Source organism: Shewanella sp. MBTL60-007 (genome assembly GCF_019654915.1).
In the GTDB taxonomy this organism is placed as follows: domain Bacteria; phylum Pseudomonadota; class Gammaproteobacteria; order Enterobacterales; family Shewanellaceae; genus Shewanella.
In genome coordinates, this window is record NZ_BPET01000049.1 from 18449 (window position 1) to 35828 (window position 17380).

Sequence of the window (17380 nt, forward strand, 5' to 3'; positions counted from 1 at the left end):
TCGGCTTTTTCGTCAAAGGATTGATGGGATTAGCTATGTTTTGCAGCAAACGCCTTCATAAATTCGACTAGGGTATCCACCCCTTCTAATGGCATTGCATTGTAGATACTTGCGCGCATACCACCCACACTGCGGTGACCTTTAAGCGCAACAAGACCAGCCGCTTGAGCCTCTGCTAGGAACTGACTATCCAGCTCAGAATTAGTTAGCTGGAACGTTACATTCATACGGCTACGATTTTCTTTAGCCACACCACTCAAGTAGAAATCCAGCTCATCGATACATTGATAGAGTCGTTTCGCCTTCTCAATATTGAGCTTCTCCATTTCGGCAACACCACCTACCTGTTTCAACCAGCTAAATACTTCAGCCGCTAAGTACCAAGCAAAAGTTGGTGGTGTGTTGTACATAGAATCGTTTTCTACTGCTAATCGGTAATCCATAATTGACGATTGTGGCAGACTCGGCAATGCCAGCAGGTCATCTCGGACGATTACAATACTTAAACCCGATGGCCCAATATTCTTTTGCGCGCCCGCATAGATTAACCCAAACTGGCTAACATCAATTTTACGCGACAGAATATTCGACGACATATCGGCAATGACAGGCCACGGACTATTTATGCTTTCAAAAATTTCGATACCATCTACAGTCTCGTTTGGGCAGTAATGTACGTAGCGATAATCTTTGTCTATTAGATTCAAATCAGGCAGGTTAACTTGATTCAGACCGCCTACACTTTGTACGATTTGTAAAGTATCAATGTTTTGTTTACCAGCCAACTTTTCGGCTTCTTCTGCCGCCGCTTTTGACCAGCTACCGTCTACCAAATAAAGCGCCTTACCGTCGTTGCCGAGAAAATTATTCACAACAGCAGAAAATTGACCTCGACCGCCGCCGTGCATAAATAACACGTGGTAATTACTCGGAATATCCATTAACTGGCGTAAATCAGATTCTGCTTGCTCGGTTAACGCGATAAATTCCTTACTGCGATGACTTACTTCCATTACGGAAACACCTTGGTCATTCCAGTTTAGTAGTTCTTTCTGAGCCTTTTGCATTACAGCGGTTGGCAACATGGCTGGGCCTGCACAGAAGTTGAAAATCGCGCTCACAGTATTGTCCTTCTATTATATTTAGTAGAAACATTAGGGTATTAGTATTCTTTACAGCAGTATATCCCAACTTATTGGCAGCTAACATGAAAATATCGAATAACCGTGATCAGTTTTAATCTAAGCAGGTCACTATTTTTTAATTTTAGTGTCTGCATTTTGTTAGCGTAATGGTTAGAATACGACTCAGGTTAGAGTAAGTCGCGATATGTTGTATATAACCCATTTAATACATTGCGCACTCGAGATCTAGACTGGGTAATTAGCATTACCAAACACGACTGACATAAATGGCATTTTCAGTAGTAAAGTCTAAAAAACATACTAAACAGACCGTTTTAACGGCACATTGGATCTGTACATGCGTTTAAAATCTATATTCTTGGCTGGCTCCTTATCTATAGGGTCTTTCTTTCCACTACAGCAACTTTACGCAACAGAGTCGCAATATACCGATCTTTCTAATACCTTCAAAAAACGCTTTAACCATGAATTAAAAGTGTCCAAAGTTCCCGGTGGAGCCTTTGTGATTGTCGAAGCCGATAATGTTTTAAAACTGGGGACCTACGGCAAAAGAGTCAAAGGCGGCAACCAAAACGTTAATCCTGATACTGTATTTCGACTTGCATCAGTCTCCAAAACCTTTGCCGGCACACTCGCCTCAATGTTAGTCGAAGAAGGTAAGCTGGACTGGCAACAACCTATAGTGAGCTATTTACCGGAATTCACCTTGGCTGAGCAGCAAAATGCGGCACAGATTAATCTTGGCCACATTATTGGCCATAGCACTGGCTTAATGCCAAATAGTTATGACAATCTCATCAATGCTAATGTCAATTTCACTAAGATTGTCAGTAAATTCGATGAGCTAACGCCGATCTGTCAACCTGGTGTTTGTTACGGTTATCAAAATGTCGCCTTTTCCTTCATCGAGCGCGCCATAGAACAACAATCGACCTTCAGCTATGCAAACTTTATTCAGAAACGAATTTTTTCACCTTTGAGTATGAGTACTGCCTCGGTTGGTTACCACGCTTTTCTAAATACAAGCAACCGAGCAGAGCCCCATGTTAAAACTAAATCAGGCTTTAGAAAGGTAAAAGTCAAACCCAACTATTATCAGCTAGCCCCTGCTGCTGGGGTCAATGCAAGTATTAACGATCTTTCAAAATGGCTGATGGCCAATTTAGGGCAAAACCCTGAGGTCATTTCCGCCAATATCATTGAAGATTTAACCACGCCAGGGGTAAAGACCACTAAAGAACTACGGCGCAGAGATTGGCGGCCCTACCTTGATAGTGCATATTACGGTAAAGGCTGGCGAGTCTATGAGTTTAATGGCCATCCGCTCATCTACCATGCTGGTTGGGTAGCAGGTTATGTAGCAGAAGTCTCCTACTCTCCGGAACTGAATATTGGAATGGCGATGTTACTCAATGGAGAATCGAGAGTCATTGCTAAATTAAGTGCAGAGTTTTGGCGCGATGCATTTAAACAAGCTGACAAGCTAGGTATTTAACATTGTAGTGGCGGCTTTAGTCCTATAAGACCAGCAACAAAAAAGGATGCCAATGGCATCCTTTTTTAGTCACATTAATAAAGCATCAAGCTTGATGTATATTAATCTTCAGTTTTTGGTGTTTCAGTGCTATCGGCTTCGCTGTTGACTGCTTCTGCTTGAACTTCAGTTTCAGCAGAGCTTTCAACGATGATCGGGTTACCCTCTTCATCAAGCTCAATTTCTGGCGCCTGGATCTCATCGATGCGCTGTAGGCCAACTACTTTCTCATCTTCAGCAGTACGGATAATAGTCACACCTTGAGTGTTACGACCTATTGTCGAAACGCCCTCTGCTGGTGTTCTAACCAAGGTACCTTTGTTGCTGATCAACATGATTTCATCGTTGCTGCCAACTTGAACGGCGCCAACTACTGCGCCATTACGCTCGCTAACCTTGATAGAAACCACACCCTTAGTACCACGACTCTTAGCTGGGTATTCAGACAGTTCAGTACGCTTACCGTATCCGTTTTCGGTTACTGTTAAGATCGCGCCATCACCCTTAGGTACGATTAGCGATACAACAGTTTGGCCGTCTTCAAGCTTAATACCGCGAACACCGGTTGCAGTACGTCCCATGGCACGCAGAGCAATCACTTCTTCGCCAGTCTCTGGATCGATCTTCACTTCACCCGTCTCAGAACTACGCGCTTTTTCGTTAAATCGAACCACTTTACCTTCGTTTGAGAACAACATGATGTCGTCATTACCATCGGTAATATCAACACCAATTAGCTGATCACCATCTTTCAGGTTAACTGCAATGATGCCGTTTGCGCGAGGGTTACTATAAGCTGTCAAGGCCGTCTTCTTCACGGTACCGTGAGAAGTTGCCATGATGATATACTTATCTTCAGCATATTCGCGTACAGGTAGAATCGCGGTGATACGCTCACCTTCTGCCAATGGCAGTAAGTTAACAATCGGGCGACCACGGGCTGTACGACTCGCCAATGGCAATTGATATACCTTCAACCAGTACATCTTACCAAAGTCAGAGAAACACAAGATGGTGTCGTGGGTATTGGCAACTAATAGTTTCTCAACGAAATCTTCGTCTTTAACCTTAGTTGCGGCTTTACCCTTACCACCACGACGCTGTGCTTGATAGTCAGACAGAGCCTGATACTTGGCGTAGCCTAAGTGTGACAGTGTTACTACAACATCTTCTTCATTGATAAGATCTTCAAGGCTCATATCAACTTCATTAGCGTTGATCACAGTGCGTCGCGCATCACCAAAGTTTTCAAGTACTTCTTCAAGTTCTTCTTTGATTACTTCCATCAAGCGCTGTGGGCTGCTTAGGATAAGTAGTAATGCTGCAATAACCTCTAACAGTTCTTCGTATTCAGCAATGATCTTGTCATGCTCTAGACCCGTTAGACGGTGTAGGCGCAGTTCTAGAATCGCTTGAGCTTGCTGCTCAGTCAGGTAGTACTGACCATCACGAATACCGTATTCAGGTTCTAACCACTCTGGACGCGCAGCATCATCGCCGGCTTTCTCAAGCATGCCTTTAACGTGGCCAAGCTCCCAGCCCTGTGCAACCAACTTAACTTTTGCTTCAGCAGGAGTTGGAGAGGCTTTGATCAAGGCAATGATCGGATCGATGTTAGCGAGTGCAACCGCTAATGCTTCTAGAATATGTGCTCTTTCACGGGCCTTACGCAGTTCAAATACGGTACGACGTGTGACGACTTCACGGCGGTGAAGGATAAAGCACTCTAGCATCTCTTTAAGGTTAAACAGTTTTGGCTGACCATTGGTCAGTGCAACCATGTTAATACCGAAAGAACACTGCATTTGAGTTTGTGCATATAGGTTATTAAGTACAACCTCACCCACTTCGCCACGCTTGATCTCGACAACGATACGCATACCGTCTTTATCTGACTCGTCGCGTAGACCGCTAATACCTTCGATCTTCTTATCTTTTACCAGCTCAGCGATCTTTTCGATCAAACGCGCCTTGTTTACTTGATAAGGGATCTCATGAACGATAATACGCTCACGGCCATTCTCTTCCTCAATTTCAGCACGAGCACGCATAACGGCGCGACCACGACCTGTCTTATAAGCATCGATGATACCTTTACGGCCGTTGATAATTGCTGCTGTTGGGAAGTCTGGACCAGGGATGTGCTCCATCAACTGTTCAATTGACAGTGCTGGGTCTTCGATAAGTGCCAAACAGCCACTGATCACTTCATTTAAGTTGTGTGGCGGAATGTTAGTCGCCATACCAACCGCAATACCTGATGAACCGTTGACTAACAGTGCTGGGATTCGGGTCGGTAATACCGCTGGAATAAATTCTGTGCCGTCGTAGTTAGGGACGAAATCAACCGTCTCTTTATCTAAGTCAGCCAATAGCTGGTGCGCTAACTTGTCCATACGGATTTCGGTATAACGCATTGCCGCTGCCGCATCGCCGTCAACGGAACCGAAGTTACCTTGACCATCGATTAACGGATAACGCATGGAAAATGGCTGAGCCAGACGAACAATCGTGTCATAAACAGCCGTATCACCGTGTGGGTGATATTTACCGATTACGTCACCAACGACACGGGCAGACTTTTTATAAGGCTTGTTCCAGTCGTTCTTCAATTCATTCATCGCGAATAGCACGCGGCGATGTACAGGCTTAAGGCCGTCTCGAACGTCAGGCAGTGCGCGACCAACGATTACGCTCATGGCGTAATCTAAGTATGAATTCTTTAATTCGTCTTCAATATTAATTGGTGTTATAGATGAAGCCAGATCAGTCATAAACTGCTCGATCCCCTGAAATTTAGCGAGCTATTTCTATTTCCTAAAATAGCTAAGCTTGAAAACGTGATTTGGCATTCTAACACAGTTATTTAATGGCGCTAGACCCAAATATCGATTCATTTTAAATAACCAGATAAAGTCAATTCACTTGATTAAAATCAAGGCATAGGCGCAATAAATCACCACTTTGTTCCACAAAATCATAACTTGTTTGTTTCTTGCCACTATTCATTATAATCTGAGCTAAATACGGATTTGTCACTGTGAGGTAATTAAAGTGCAAACACATAGCAATGTTGATCCACAAGAGATCGCGAAGTTTGAAAAGATGGCCGCTACTTGGTGGGACCCCAAAGGTGAATTTAAGCCGCTACACAACTTAAATCCACTACGTCTTAACTATATTGATCAAACCGCTGGTGGCATTTTTGGTAAGCAGGTACTGGATGTCGGTTGCGGTGGTGGTATTTTATCTGAAAGCATGGCAAGAATCGGCGCCCATGTAACCGGGCTCGATATGGGAGAAGAGCCCCTTGATGTTGCTAGACTTCACGCCTTAGAAACGGGTGTGGAGATAAACTATATAAAGAACACTGCCGAAGCACATCGCGATGAACATCGTGGTCATTATGATGTAGTGACGTGTATGGAGATGCTTGAGCATGTCCCTAACCCTAGTTCGGTCATTCAAGCCTGCGCCGATATGGTCAAACCTGGCGGATATGTGTTCTTCTCAACTATTAACCGTAATCTACGTGCCTATGTTGAAACCATTCTAGGTGCTGAATATGTACTAAAGATGCTACCTGTTGGCACTCACGATCATAATAAATTTATTAAACCATCAGAGCTTATTGAGCTGGCTGAAAATGCAGAGCTGTTTTGTAAAGATGCTTGTGGGATCACCTATAATCCGATTACCGATATCTTTAGGTATACCAAAAGTCTTGAAGTTAACTACATGATTGCGACAGTTAAGAATGACTAAGGCTGAAGCATTAAAAATCAAAGGCGTACTGTTTGATCTAGATGGTACGCTGGCCGATACTGCGCCCGATATGATTGAAGCGCTCAATATGAGTTTAGAAGCCTTAGGCCACTCGCGTGTACCGTTTGAACAAATCCGCGACAGTGCGTCTCATGGCAGTATTGCAATGATTAAAGCCGCCCTGCCAGCCATTGAAGAACAGTATATTGCTCAGTTACAGCAATCGCTTTTTGATCATTATGAGTTGATTAACGGCGACGACTGCAAACTGTTTAATGGGTTAGATAGACTATTGGATAGACTGAATCATTTAGCCATTCCCTATGGCGTAGTCACCAATAAACCAGCACGCTTTTCACGCCCGCTTTTAAACAGATTAGGCCTTACGGCCCAAATGCCGGCGGTGATTAGTGGCGACACAACCCTTTACGCTAAGCCCCATACCGCACCTATGCACTTAGCCGCTCAGCAGCTAAAAGTCCTCCCAGAGCATATCCTTTATCTTGGTGATGCAGAGCGCGACCTTATTGCGGCAAAAGCGGCCAATATGATCTCAGGGCTTGCACTATGGGGTTATATTGGTGCCAATGATGATGTTTCGCTTTGGCCTGCTGATCTCAGTTTTGAGACTGGCGATCATTTAGCAGACTTTTTTACACTTGCTCAGTAGAATTAACTTTACAGCTGAACAAGTTTTCAACTCTAAAGTGCTAGGCTTGAATACTTCACACTAATAGTTGTAAAAATGTTCTGCTTAGATCGCTCAAGTAAGTGGCGATCTGACAGAACATTTTTATTTGTTTAATTGTTAACCTTTTAAAAGGAAATCAAACCAAAACAAGCTTTAACGGTTAGCCATTACTAACAGGTTCGATTATCCTCAAGATATCCACAACTTGTCCCCTAAATTCCCACTTGCAAAAAACCAACAACCTCACTATCTTGTAGCTATTGAATCTCAAAACACCATATATAGTGTGTGAGTGATAGAGGTAGGCACTATTTAGTCGTTTGTGTCAACAAAAAGGAACTCCCCGATTTTCGGTTAAAATCTGTTTGTTTACAGGGAAACGTACGGTGCGCCTACACAGGTCACTTTCATAAATATAAAAACCAAGGTTTATCGTTAATGAATAGCAATATGACAGTCACCAAGCGTAGTGGCGAACGTGAGACTATCGATCTAGACAAGATCCATCGCGTTATTGAATGGGCGGCAAAAGGACTCAACAATGTCTCTGTATCTGAAGTAGAGCTGCGCTCTCATCTGCAGTTTTTCGATGGCATTGCAACAGAAGCCATCCATGAGACTATCATTAAAGCGGCTGCAGATCTGATCTCACCTGAGTCACCAGACTACCAGTTTCTGTCTGCGCGCTTAGCTATTTTCCACTTACGTAAAAAAGCTTTCGGTCAATTTGAACCGCCTAAGCTATACGATCATGTGGTTAAACTGGTTGAACTAGGCAAGTACGACACACATATTCTTGAAGATTATAGCCGTGAAGAGCTTGATACATTAGACAGCTACATCGATCACTGGCGTGATATGAATTTCTCTTACGCCGCGGTAAAACAGCTAGAAGGTAAGTATCTGGTTCAGAACCGCGTTAGCCACGAGATCTACGAAAGTGCTCAGTTCCTTTATATCTTGGTTGCAGCTTGCTTATTTGCCAAGTATCCAAAAGACACGCGCCTTCAGTATGTTAAAGATTTTTACGATGCGACCTCAACATTCAAGATCTCACTGCCAACACCAATTATGGCTGGTGTGCGTACGCCTACGCGCCAATTCAGCTCTTGTGTATTGATTGAATGTGGCGACAGCTTAGACTCAATTAACGCGACCTCTTCTTCAATCGTTAAGTACGTATCTCAGCGCGCAGGTATCGGGGTCAACGCAGGCCGTATTCGTGCACTTGGTAGCCCAATTCGTGGCGGTGAAGCATTCCATACGGGTTGCTTACCTTTTTACAAGTACTTCCAAACGGCGGTTAAGTCATGCTCTCAAGGCGGCGTACGTGGTGGTGCAGCAACTCTCTTCTACCCTATGTGGCACTTAGAAGTTGAATCACTATTAGTACTTAAGAACAACCGTGGTGTGGATGATAACCGTATTCGTCACTTGGACTACGGTGTACAGATCAACAAGATAATGTATCAACGTCTTATTCAAGGTGGCATGATCAGTTTGTTCAGCCCATCTGATGTACCTGGTATGTACGATGCATTCTTTGAAGATCAAGAAGAATTTGAGCGTCTGTATCTTAAGTATGAAGCCGATCCTAGCATCCGCAAAAAGCAGATCAAAGCGGTTGAGTTGTTCTCGTTAATGATGCAAGAGCGTGCCTCTACTGGCCGGATCTACATTCAAAACGTTGACCACTGTAATACCCACAGTCCATTTGACTCTAAGGTTGCACCAGTTCGTCAGTCTAACTTATGTTTAGAAATTGCCCTACCAACTAAGCCGTTAAATAACATTAACGACCCAGATGGCGAAATTGCGCTTTGTACACTGTCGGCATTGAACTTAGGCGCGATTAAGAAACTTGAAGAGCTCGAGCCATTGGCCGATCTTGCAGTACGTGCGCTAGATAACTTATTAGATTATCAAGATTACCCGATCATCTCTGCTAAGAAAGCATCGATGAACCGCCGTACTCTTGGTATAGGCGTGATTAACTTTGCTAATTACTTAGCGAAGGAAGGCGTGCGTTACTCTGATGGCTCAGCCAACGGCATTACCCACAAGACATTTGAAGCGATTCAATTCTACCTATTGAAAGCGTCAATGAAGCTAGCTCAAGAACAAGGCGCCTGCCCTGCATTCCATGAGACAACTTACGCTAAAGGTATTTTGCCAATTGATACCTACAAGCGCGATCTAGACAAGATCTGTGATGAGCCGTTACATCTAGACTGGGAAACACTGCGTGAAGAGATCAAGACTCACGGTCTACGTAACTCAACCCTGTCTGCGCTAATGCCGTCTGAGACCTCTTCGCAGATCTCTAACGCAACTAACGGCATCGAGCCACCACGAGGTTTAATCAGCGTTAAAGCCAGTAAAGATGGTCAGCTAAAGCAAGTTGTTCCAGACTTTGAAAAGTACCAGTACAGCTATGAGCTACTATGGCAAATGCCAAGTAACGATGGTTACTTACAGCTAGTGGGTTTAATGCAAAAATTTGTCGATCAGTCGATTTCAGCAAACACCAACTACGACCCAACTCGTTTTGAAGGTGGCCGCGTACCGATGAAGGTACTGCTAAAAGACTTATTAACCGCTTACAAATATGGTGTGAAGACACTTTACTATCACAATACTCGTGATGGAGCTTCAGATAGTCATGACGATATCACTGCCGTCGAGAAAGAAGATGACAGTTGCGCTGGCGGCGCATGTAAGATCTAACCCAAGATTTTAATCATTAGTATTAAACGTTAATTTAAGGGGGCCTAGCCCCCGTTATCGGAAGATAGAAAAATGGCCTATTCAACATTTTGTCAAACTCCAAACAATGCAATGCTAGAGCCTATGTTTCTTGGGCAATCAGTTAACGTAGCGCGTTATGATCAACAAAAATATGAAGTATTCGAAAAGCTGATCGAAAAACAGCTTTCCTTCTTCTGGCGTCCAGAAGAGGTTGACGTTAGCCGCGATAAAATCGATTACGCTGCCCTGCCAGAGCATGAAAAGCATATTTTCATCTCAAACCTTAAGTATCAAACGCTACTCGATTCAATTCAAGGCCGTTCGCCAAACGTGGCGTTTTTACCTTTAGTGTCGCTACCAGAGCTAGAGACCTGGATTGAAACATGGTCCTTCTCAGAAACGATTCACTCGCGCTCATACACCCATATTATTCGTAATATTGTTAACGATCCTTCAATCGTATTTGATGACATCGTGCAAAACGAAGAGATTTTAAAGCGCGCAAGTGACATTGCTAATTACTACGATGACTTGATCAAATTAAGCCAAGCTTACCACCTACATGGTGAAGGCAAACATGAGATCGAAGGTGAAGTAGTTGAAGTCACTAAACGTGAAATCAAAAAAGCCCTATACCTATGTATGATGTCGGTTAACGTGCTAGAAGCAATCCGATTTTACGTTAGCTTCGCCTGCTCATTTGCATTTGCAGAGCGTAAGGTAATGGAAGGCAATGCGAAAATTATTCGTCTAATCGCTCGCGATGAAGCGCTACACCTTAACAGCACCCAGCATATTTTGAAAATCATGCAAGGTGGCAAAGACGACCCAGAAATGGCAGAGATTGCTAAAGAGTGTGAACAAACGGCTATCGACATCTTCGTTAAAGCTGCTGAGCAGGAAAAAGAGTGGGCTAAATACCTATTCAAAGATGGTTCAATGATCGGTCTGAACGAGCATATCCTATGTCAGTATGTTGAATACATCACTAACGAGCGCATGAAAGCCGTTAATCTCGCATCGCCATATGAAGAGAAGAGCAACCCACTTCCTTGGATGAAAAACTGGTTGGAGAGCGACTCTGTTCAGGTAGCTCCCCAAGAGGTAGAGGTCTCATCTTACCTCGTGGGTCAAATCGACTCTTCTATCGACGAAGATGAGTTTTCAGACTTTGACCTTTAAGCCGGCCAACTTTAGTCAAGCTAGCTTTAAGAAGGCTCCTATCGTGAGCCTTCAAGGCATGCCTGTGTTGCTGTTTAATCAGCAACACTTAACCTTGCTTGAAGCACTTGAACAAAAACGAGTAAAGATATTCTCTGAGTGTCGAAGTGGTTATTGTGGCCAGTGCAAAACTAAGGTCAAAAGCGGAAAAGTCACTTATATCCGTGAGCCACTTGTATCGTTAGAAGCTGATGAATGCTTGCCCTGCTGCTGCGCCCCTGACGGCGATATCGATTTAGCCCTTTCAGCCGAAGGGGCTGAGATGGTTGTACGCATGCCCAGCGATAAATCAGCTGTTACAAAAGGGATTTAACTCTGCTCTCTTACAATATTGGCTACGCCCTTGAGTGGTGTATTTAATACGATAAAACTACCGCTAAGTTAGTGCAAGACAGTTGCAACGAGCATTTTTTGCTCTACTGAGTATAATGACCTACGAAAGGAACTCACTCTAAAGGTTAGTATGCAAGCAGACAATCCCCCTCAACTATTATCAGTATTAACGAAAGTGACCATCATAGGTAACGCGAATGGAGAATGGCAGCTTCCACCGGACGGCGCCACCTTCATTTTTAACGGTACAAAATCCCCCAACCAAGCAAACTCAAAAAACAGTGCACTCATCAACATAAGTAATGGCCCATTTGCAGGCTCAAACTGTCCTTTTGTTGTGTCAGGGCCATTTCCTAAAAATGAACTAGAGTCATTAACCCTGCAACTGATTGAGGTAGCAGAGTCATTAGAAAAACAGCTTCATTGTTGGCCTTCTACAGGCTTGGTAACCATAGTTTTGATGGCAAAACTTGCGGCCCAATTAGATGTGAAACGTATGTCACTATTGCCAAGCCTTAAGCGTAATCTCACCATGGCGAGTGATGCGCACTTACCTTGCATAGTTCATAATTGGCTTGGTGAACGTCGAATTGCATTAGATCTAGCCAAAGCTAACCTTAACTGGCCAGAATTATATTTAAGCTCACCTTCATCAGACACGGGTTTAGCTCCCCACATCACTTCTAATACGGTTGACTATACCCACCAGTGCCCTTTTGAATTGCTTGCTAAATTACGTCAGAAATCTTTAGATAAAACAACTTCACCGAATGAGATGTTGGCGCTCCTAATTTATCTATCAACAAGCCCCATTGAAAGCTGGTTACAGCATTCAAGTCAGGAAAAATTATTAGCCAGCGAGCAGATGTTTTTTAATCAAAAAACTGATATGAATTCAGGTTTTTGGTATTTAAATAATAATCACGCTTCTCAATATTTGGATGGCATTCGATACCGACTAGCATATTGTCAACAAATGAGCCCCGCAAAGCAAAAGCTGTTCTAACAAGACACGTTAGACCAACTATTTCTCTGCCAAACTCGCCAGCCGCCTATGCAATAAAAACAAAAAAGACCAGCAGCGAATGCAACTGGTCTAATCGAGCCTAATTGTGTTAGTTCAAAACGGATATAAGGCTATTTTGCCAATCGAACCGAATCAACATCGATAGTTGTATATGACCAGCCGCTATCGACTTCACCCTGAATAACTATTTTGGTTTCAGGTGTTGCCTCTACGCCTTTCCAATCGCGATCGTCAATCTCAATAATAATCTCACCTGTGTCATCCCTAAATTTATATTCTTCGTCACCTAAGCTCGCATCAATGTAACCGGTTAACATAACTTGTGTGTCATCTTTCGCTTCTAAAGCCACAGCAACCGTCTGAACCTTTACGTTACTAGGGCCTATAAATCCGCCCTTGTTTTCAGTCGTTTGACCTGCGAATACACTAGATGATGCGAGTACCAATACACTTACTAATAAGACTTTGTTCATGCCTTTATTTCCTTTAAAAATTCACACTTTAGTACATGCGCATTTCAATGCTCATACTTCTCTAAAAACGATAATTGATCACTCGTGAACAAAGCGTGAAATAACAAGAGGATTAAAAGTTAAAATTTGGTCTTAGGAGTAAAACAGCACAAAGGGGCGATACAATCCCTTGTAAAAGCCCCAACGATGATATCTATTTGCCTCTTGTTCTCAATCCTACACCTTTAAACAACAATAAAAAAACCTGCTAATGCATGAAACAGAAGCAGGTTTTCTTTAGAAGCGACAACAGATTAGAGTGCGATGGCTAACTCCGCACCTTGGCGGATTGCGCGCTTGGCATCAAGTTCAGCCGCAACATCGACGCCACCGATAAGGTGAACAGGTATGCCAGTAGATTTCATCTCATCCACAAGCTCAGTATTTGATACTTGGCCAGCACACAAGATGACATTATCCACATCCAACACTTGGGCATTACCATCGACCTTGATATGCAGGCCCTGCTCGTCGAATTTCTCGTAGCTGACACCCGTTTTCATCGATACTTGATGTTGCTTTAATACAGAGCGGTGGATCCAACCTGTGGTTTTACCTAAGCCCTTGCCCATCTTGGTGGTTTTACGTTGTAGCAAGTACACTTCACGATGCTTATCTTCAGGTACTGGCTCAGTCAAACCGCCAGGCTGCTTATATTCTTTGTCTATGCCCCACTGTTTTAACCAACGATTTAAGTCTAGAGTTGAAGACTCAGATTCACACAGGAAATGGGCCATATCGAATCCAATTCCGCCAGCACCTATGAGTGCCACCTTTCGGCCAATCTCTACCTCGCCATTGAGAACTTGTTGATAATCGACGACTTTAGGGCTATCGAAACCGGGTAAATCGATAGGTCTTGGTCTGACGCCTGATGACATAACAATTTCGTCAAATTTCTCGTCACGGACGACACTAGCATCGAGGCGGGTGTTTAAACGTAGCTCCACATTATGAAGCTTCATCTGATTCAGAAAGTAACGGATAGTTTCATTAAACTCTTCTTTGCCTGGGATCTTACGTGCAAGATTAAACTGCCCGCCCACTTCCGGTTTAGCCTCAAACAATACCACTTCATGGCCGCGACTCGCGGCATAAATCGAGAATGCCATGCCAGCAGGTCCCGCTCCCATCACGGCAATGCGCTTCTTCTTTTGTACTGGAGTGAAGTTAAGCTCAGTTTCATAACATGCTCTTGGGTTGACAAGGCAAGTGGCGCGCTTTAGTGAGAAGGTATGGTCGAGACATGCCTGATTACAACCAATACAGGTGTTGATAAGCTCCGGCGTATTAGCTGCAGCCTTATTAACAAACTCAGGATCGGCGAGGAATGGGCGTGCCATGGACACCATATCTGCCTGACCTGAAGAGATAATATGCTCGGCAATTTCAGGAGTGTTAATGCGGTTAGTAGCGATAAGCGGAATTGACATCTCTTTCATCAGGCGCTCGGTCACCCAAGCAAATGCGCCTCGAGGTACACTCGTGGCGATAGTCGGTACACGGGCTTCATGCCAACCGATCCCTGTATTGATAATCGTCACGCCCGCCTGTTCGAGCCACTTAGCGAGTTGGACAACCTCTTCCCAAGTTGATCCATTATCAACCAGATCAAGCATCGATAATCTAAAGATGATAATAAAATCAGCACCGACCTTAGCGCGGATTTGCTTCACTATTTCGATTGGGAATTGAGCACGACTCTCAAACGCTCCGCCCCATTTATCGGTTCGCTTATTGGTACGAGAGCTAATAAATTGGTTAATCAGATAGCCTTCACTTCCCATTACTTCGACACCATCATAGCCTGCTTTTTTAGCTAAAGCCGCGCTGGTAGCATAATCTTTAATCGTGGAAGCAACCTGTCGTGTGGACATCGCCGATGGAGTAAATGGCGTGATAGGCGATTTGATCTTACTTGGTGCACTCGAGAAAGGGTGATAACCGTAGCGTCCTGCGTGCAGTAATTGCATGCAGATCTTGCCCCCCGCCTCATGTACCGCCTTGGTCACTATGGTATGTTTCTTAACCTGCCAAGGAAAACTCAGTTGGCAGGCATTAGGCGCTAGGCGCCCTCGTAGATTAGGTGATATCCCACCAGTGACGATTAATCCAACACCACCGAGTGCGCGCTCTTTATAAAACGCTGCCAGTTTCTCAAAGCCGCCCTTTTCTTCTTCTAAACCTGTGTGCATTGATCCCATCAATACGCGGTTTTTTAACTGGGTAAATCCCAGATCTAAGGGTTCTAATAAATGCGGAAACGACATTCAAACATCCTTTTTAAACAAGTGATTTAATCCAGCATACCCTGAGTAAACAATAAGCTCAATAAGCGGATGAATAGATTCCTTTACAATTGAGTTTTCCTTTCGGGCGAAATTTCAGTTAGCATTATATCAACTACGCTATATAGGAGTGGCTGATGCCCACTAAACCCTCAATATTTAAAAGGATGTTCCTACTTACATGGAATACAGTCAATGGATTAAGAAAGCTTTTTCTTAATCTTATTTTCTTCGGACTGATTGCCGTTATTATCGTTAGCCTTACTGCTGATGATGGTGTTGAAGTTGAAGATGGCGCCGCGCTGGTACTGAACCTTTCAGGGGTTATTGTTGATCAGAAACGTCAAGTCGACCCGATTGAAGCTGCGATGAAAAGTGGCGGAGAGGCCGATGGAAGTGGCGAGATATTACTTTCAGACGTTTTATTAGTGATTAACAATGCCGCCTCAGACAAGCGGATCAATCAGATAGTATTAGATCTTGGCATGTTAAGAGGCACAGGGATCAGCAAGCTACAATCTATTGGCAATGCTATTGAATCTTTTAAAGCTACAGGCAAGAGCGTTGTTGCTAATGCTAACTGGTATGGGCAAAACCAATACTTTCTCGCCAGCTTTGCCGACAAGATTTACTTAAACCCGCAAGGAAGTGTGGAAATTGAAGGCCTAGGTCGCTATCGACTCTATTTTAAATCAGCATTAGAAAAACTTCAGATTAATGCTCACGTCTTTAGAGTAGGCACATTCAAGTCCGCGGTTGAGCCTTTTATCCGTGATGATATGTCTGACGCAGCGAAAGAAGCTAATTTAGTCCTATTAAACGATTTATGGCAGAGCTACGCCGACACCGTTGCCGCAAATCGCGGTATCGACAGTGACAGCTTATCGTTAAGTGCAGATGATTATCTGGCACAGCTCGATAAAGCAGATGGCAAGTCGTCTGAAATGGCTCTTAATATGAAATGGGTCGATGGGCTCAAGTCTGCTGAAGAGTTTAGGTTATCTATGGTTGATGCCGTTGGTAAGTCTGCCGATGGGGAATCCTATAAGCATATCGACTTCTATGATTATCTATCTGTAGCTAAAACCTACCCTCCTTTATCACTCAATGACAAAGTCGGAATCGTTGTAGCTAAAGGAAACATCCTCAATGGTTCGCAACCCGCGGGGCAAATTGGCGGCGAGAGTACCTCTGAGCTTCTGAGAAAAGCGCGTTTCGATGATTCAGTTAAGGCCGTTGTACTTCGTGTAGACAGCCCTGGTGGTAGTGCCTTTGCCTCCGAGCAGATCAGGCAAGAAGTGCTTGCATTAAAAGCGGCGAATAAGCCTGTGATCGTCAGTATGGGCAGCTACGCCGCATCGGGTGGTTACTGGATCTCTGCCAGCGCCGATTATATCTACGCAACCCCTACGACCCTTACAGGCTCTATTGGGATCTTCGGTATGGTCACCACTTTTGAAGACGCGCTAGCGAGCATTGGAGTTCACACCGACGGCGTTGGTACCTCTGAATGGGCGGGTTTCTCGGTGACTAAAGGCCTAACACCTCAAATAAAGGCAATAATCCAGCGTCATATCGAACGTGGTTACCTCGACTTCATCTCGCTTGTGGCAAAAGAGCGTGATATGAGTCTTGAACAGGTTGATAACATCGCCCAAGGTCGTGTCTGGACCGGCCGAAAGGCTCTGGAACTCGGTCTAGTCGACGATTTAGGGGAGCTTGAAGATGCGGTGACTAAAGCCGCTGAAATGGCATCACTCGATACCTTCGATACCGAGGTCATAGAGAGAGAGTTGTCGCCTCAAGAGCAATTCATTCAAGAAATGTTTGCTTCTGCGTCAAGCTACCTGCCCCAGAGCATGACTCAATCAAGCCTACTTGAAAGCTTGCTGTCAAAGTGGTCAGGTGTGATTGAAGAGTTTAAAGCCTTCGACGACCCCAATGGCGTGTATCTGTATTGCGATACCTGCAATTACTAACCACCATTATTTATCAAGAGAGCCCTGCCATTGCAGGGCTTTTATATATCAACCCTACTACACTTTTTGGACAGCGAAATATACCGACAGCAAGTTTGTTACGAGAGATTTCAATTCATTAATTTCTATTTAACGCA

General features: G+C 44.0%; 12 protein-coding genes. 8 read left to right on the top strand and 4 right to left on the bottom strand.

Going from position 1 to position 17380, the window contains the following annotated elements; all coding sequences use genetic code 11:
- Window positions 1-29: 29 nt before the first annotated feature.
- The gene (serC, locus tag K5Q92_RS17375) at window positions 30-1121 is read right to left on the bottom strand and encodes a 3-phosphoserine/phosphohydroxythreonine transaminase (RefSeq protein WP_220770180.1); all 1092 of its coding nucleotides are present in this window, start codon (window positions 1119-1121) and stop codon (window positions 30-32) included.
- A 361-nt stretch (window positions 1122-1482) separates the two neighbouring features.
- On the opposite strand from serC, the gene K5Q92_RS17380 reads away from it, so the two are divergent.
- On the top strand, window positions 1483-2640 hold the full coding sequence (locus K5Q92_RS17380) for a serine hydrolase (protein WP_220770181.1): 1158 nt from the start codon (window positions 1483-1485) through the stop codon (window positions 2638-2640).
- Between the two features lie 101 nt (window positions 2641-2741).
- On the opposite strand, the gene gyrA is transcribed toward K5Q92_RS17380, so the two are convergent.
- Window positions 2742-5453, bottom strand: a complete 2712-nt coding sequence (gene gyrA / locus K5Q92_RS17385) for a DNA gyrase subunit A (protein ID WP_220770182.1) — start codon at window positions 5451-5453, stop codon at window positions 2742-2744.
- A gap of 280 nt (window positions 5454-5733) precedes the next feature.
- On the opposite strand from gyrA, the gene ubiG reads away from it, so the two are divergent.
- The 6 genes from ubiG (at window position 5734) to K5Q92_RS17415 (ending at window position 12443) form a co-directional block, all read left to right on the top strand.
- Complete coding sequence (gene ubiG, locus K5Q92_RS17390) at window positions 5734-6444, top strand: bifunctional 2-polyprenyl-6-hydroxyphenol methylase/3-demethylubiquinol 3-O-methyltransferase UbiG (protein WP_220770183.1); 711 nt, start codon at window positions 5734-5736, stop codon at window positions 6442-6444.
- Window positions 6437-7114: an HAD family hydrolase gene (locus K5Q92_RS17395; protein WP_220770184.1), complete on the top strand. Its 678-nt coding sequence runs from the start codon at window positions 6437-6439 to the stop codon at window positions 7112-7114. Before ubiG ends, K5Q92_RS17395 begins: the two co-directional genes overlap by 8 nt.
- Before the next feature lie 459 nt (window positions 7115-7573).
- Window positions 7574-9862: a class 1a ribonucleoside-diphosphate reductase subunit alpha gene (gene nrdA, locus K5Q92_RS17400; protein ID WP_220770185.1), complete on the top strand. Its 2289-nt coding sequence runs from the start codon at window positions 7574-7576 to the stop codon at window positions 9860-9862.
- 72 nt (window positions 9863-9934) lie between these two features.
- A complete protein-coding gene (gene nrdB, locus K5Q92_RS17405) occupies window positions 9935-11065 on the top strand; it encodes a class Ia ribonucleoside-diphosphate reductase subunit beta (RefSeq protein WP_220770186.1) in 1131 nt (376 codons plus the stop codon).
- Window positions 11040-11417, top strand: a complete 378-nt coding sequence (gene yfaE, locus K5Q92_RS17410; protein WP_220770187.1) for a class I ribonucleotide reductase maintenance protein YfaE — start codon at window positions 11040-11042, stop codon at window positions 11415-11417. The genes nrdB and yfaE overlap by 26 nt, the downstream gene beginning before the upstream one ends.
- 150 nt (window positions 11418-11567) lie before the next feature.
- Window positions 11568-12443, top strand: a complete 876-nt coding sequence (locus K5Q92_RS17415; protein ID WP_220770188.1) for a hypothetical protein — start codon at window positions 11568-11570, stop codon at window positions 12441-12443.
- A gap of 131 nt (window positions 12444-12574) precedes the next feature.
- On the opposite strand, the gene K5Q92_RS17420 is transcribed toward K5Q92_RS17415, so the two are convergent.
- Complete coding sequence (locus K5Q92_RS17420; protein ID WP_220770189.1) at window positions 12575-12937, bottom strand: YgiW/YdeI family stress tolerance OB fold protein; 363 nt, start codon at window positions 12935-12937, stop codon at window positions 12575-12577.
- A gap of 293 nt (window positions 12938-13230) precedes the next feature.
- Window positions 13231-15246, bottom strand: coding sequence for an FAD-dependent oxidoreductase (locus K5Q92_RS17425; RefSeq protein WP_220770190.1), 2016 nt, complete (start codon window positions 15244-15246; stop codon window positions 13231-13233).
- 155 nt (window positions 15247-15401) lie between these two features.
- Between K5Q92_RS17425 and sppA the strand changes: the two genes are divergently transcribed.
- Window positions 15402-17243: a signal peptide peptidase SppA gene (gene sppA, locus K5Q92_RS17430; protein WP_220770191.1), complete on the top strand. Its 1842-nt coding sequence runs from the start codon at window positions 15402-15404 to the stop codon at window positions 17241-17243.
- The last annotated feature ends 137 nt before the right edge of the window (window positions 17244-17380 follow it).

Excerpts from the sequence above, each read along its gene's own strand:
- gyrA (WP_220770182.1), bottom strand. The coding sequence starts at position 5,453 with ATGACTGATCTGGCTTCATCTATAACACCAATTAATATTGAAGACGAA.
- K5Q92_RS17395 (WP_220770184.1), top strand. The coding sequence starts at position 6,437 with ATGACTAAGGCTGAAGCATTAAAAATCAAAGGCGTACTGTTTGATCTA.
- K5Q92_RS17425 (WP_220770190.1), bottom strand. The coding sequence starts at position 15,246 with ATGTCGTTTCCGCATTTATTAGAACCCTTAGATCTGGGATTTACCCAG.
- yfaE (WP_220770187.1), top strand. The coding sequence starts at position 11,040 with ATGAGTTTTCAGACTTTGACCTTTAAGCCGGCCAACTTTAGTCAAGCT.
- nrdA (WP_220770185.1), top strand. The coding sequence starts at position 7,574 with ATGAATAGCAATATGACAGTCACCAAGCGTAGTGGCGAACGTGAGACT.
- sppA (WP_220770191.1), top strand. The coding sequence starts at position 15,402 with ATGCCCACTAAACCCTCAATATTTAAAAGGATGTTCCTACTTACATGG.
- K5Q92_RS17415 (WP_220770188.1), top strand. The coding sequence starts at position 11,568 with ATGCAAGCAGACAATCCCCCTCAACTATTATCAGTATTAACGAAAGTG.
- K5Q92_RS17420 (WP_220770189.1), bottom strand. The coding sequence starts at position 12,937 with ATGAACAAAGTCTTATTAGTAAGTGTATTGGTACTCGCATCATCTAGT.
- K5Q92_RS17380 (WP_220770181.1), top strand. The coding sequence starts at position 1,483 with ATGCGTTTAAAATCTATATTCTTGGCTGGCTCCTTATCTATAGGGTCT.
- nrdB (WP_220770186.1), top strand. The coding sequence starts at position 9,935 with ATGGCCTATTCAACATTTTGTCAAACTCCAAACAATGCAATGCTAGAG.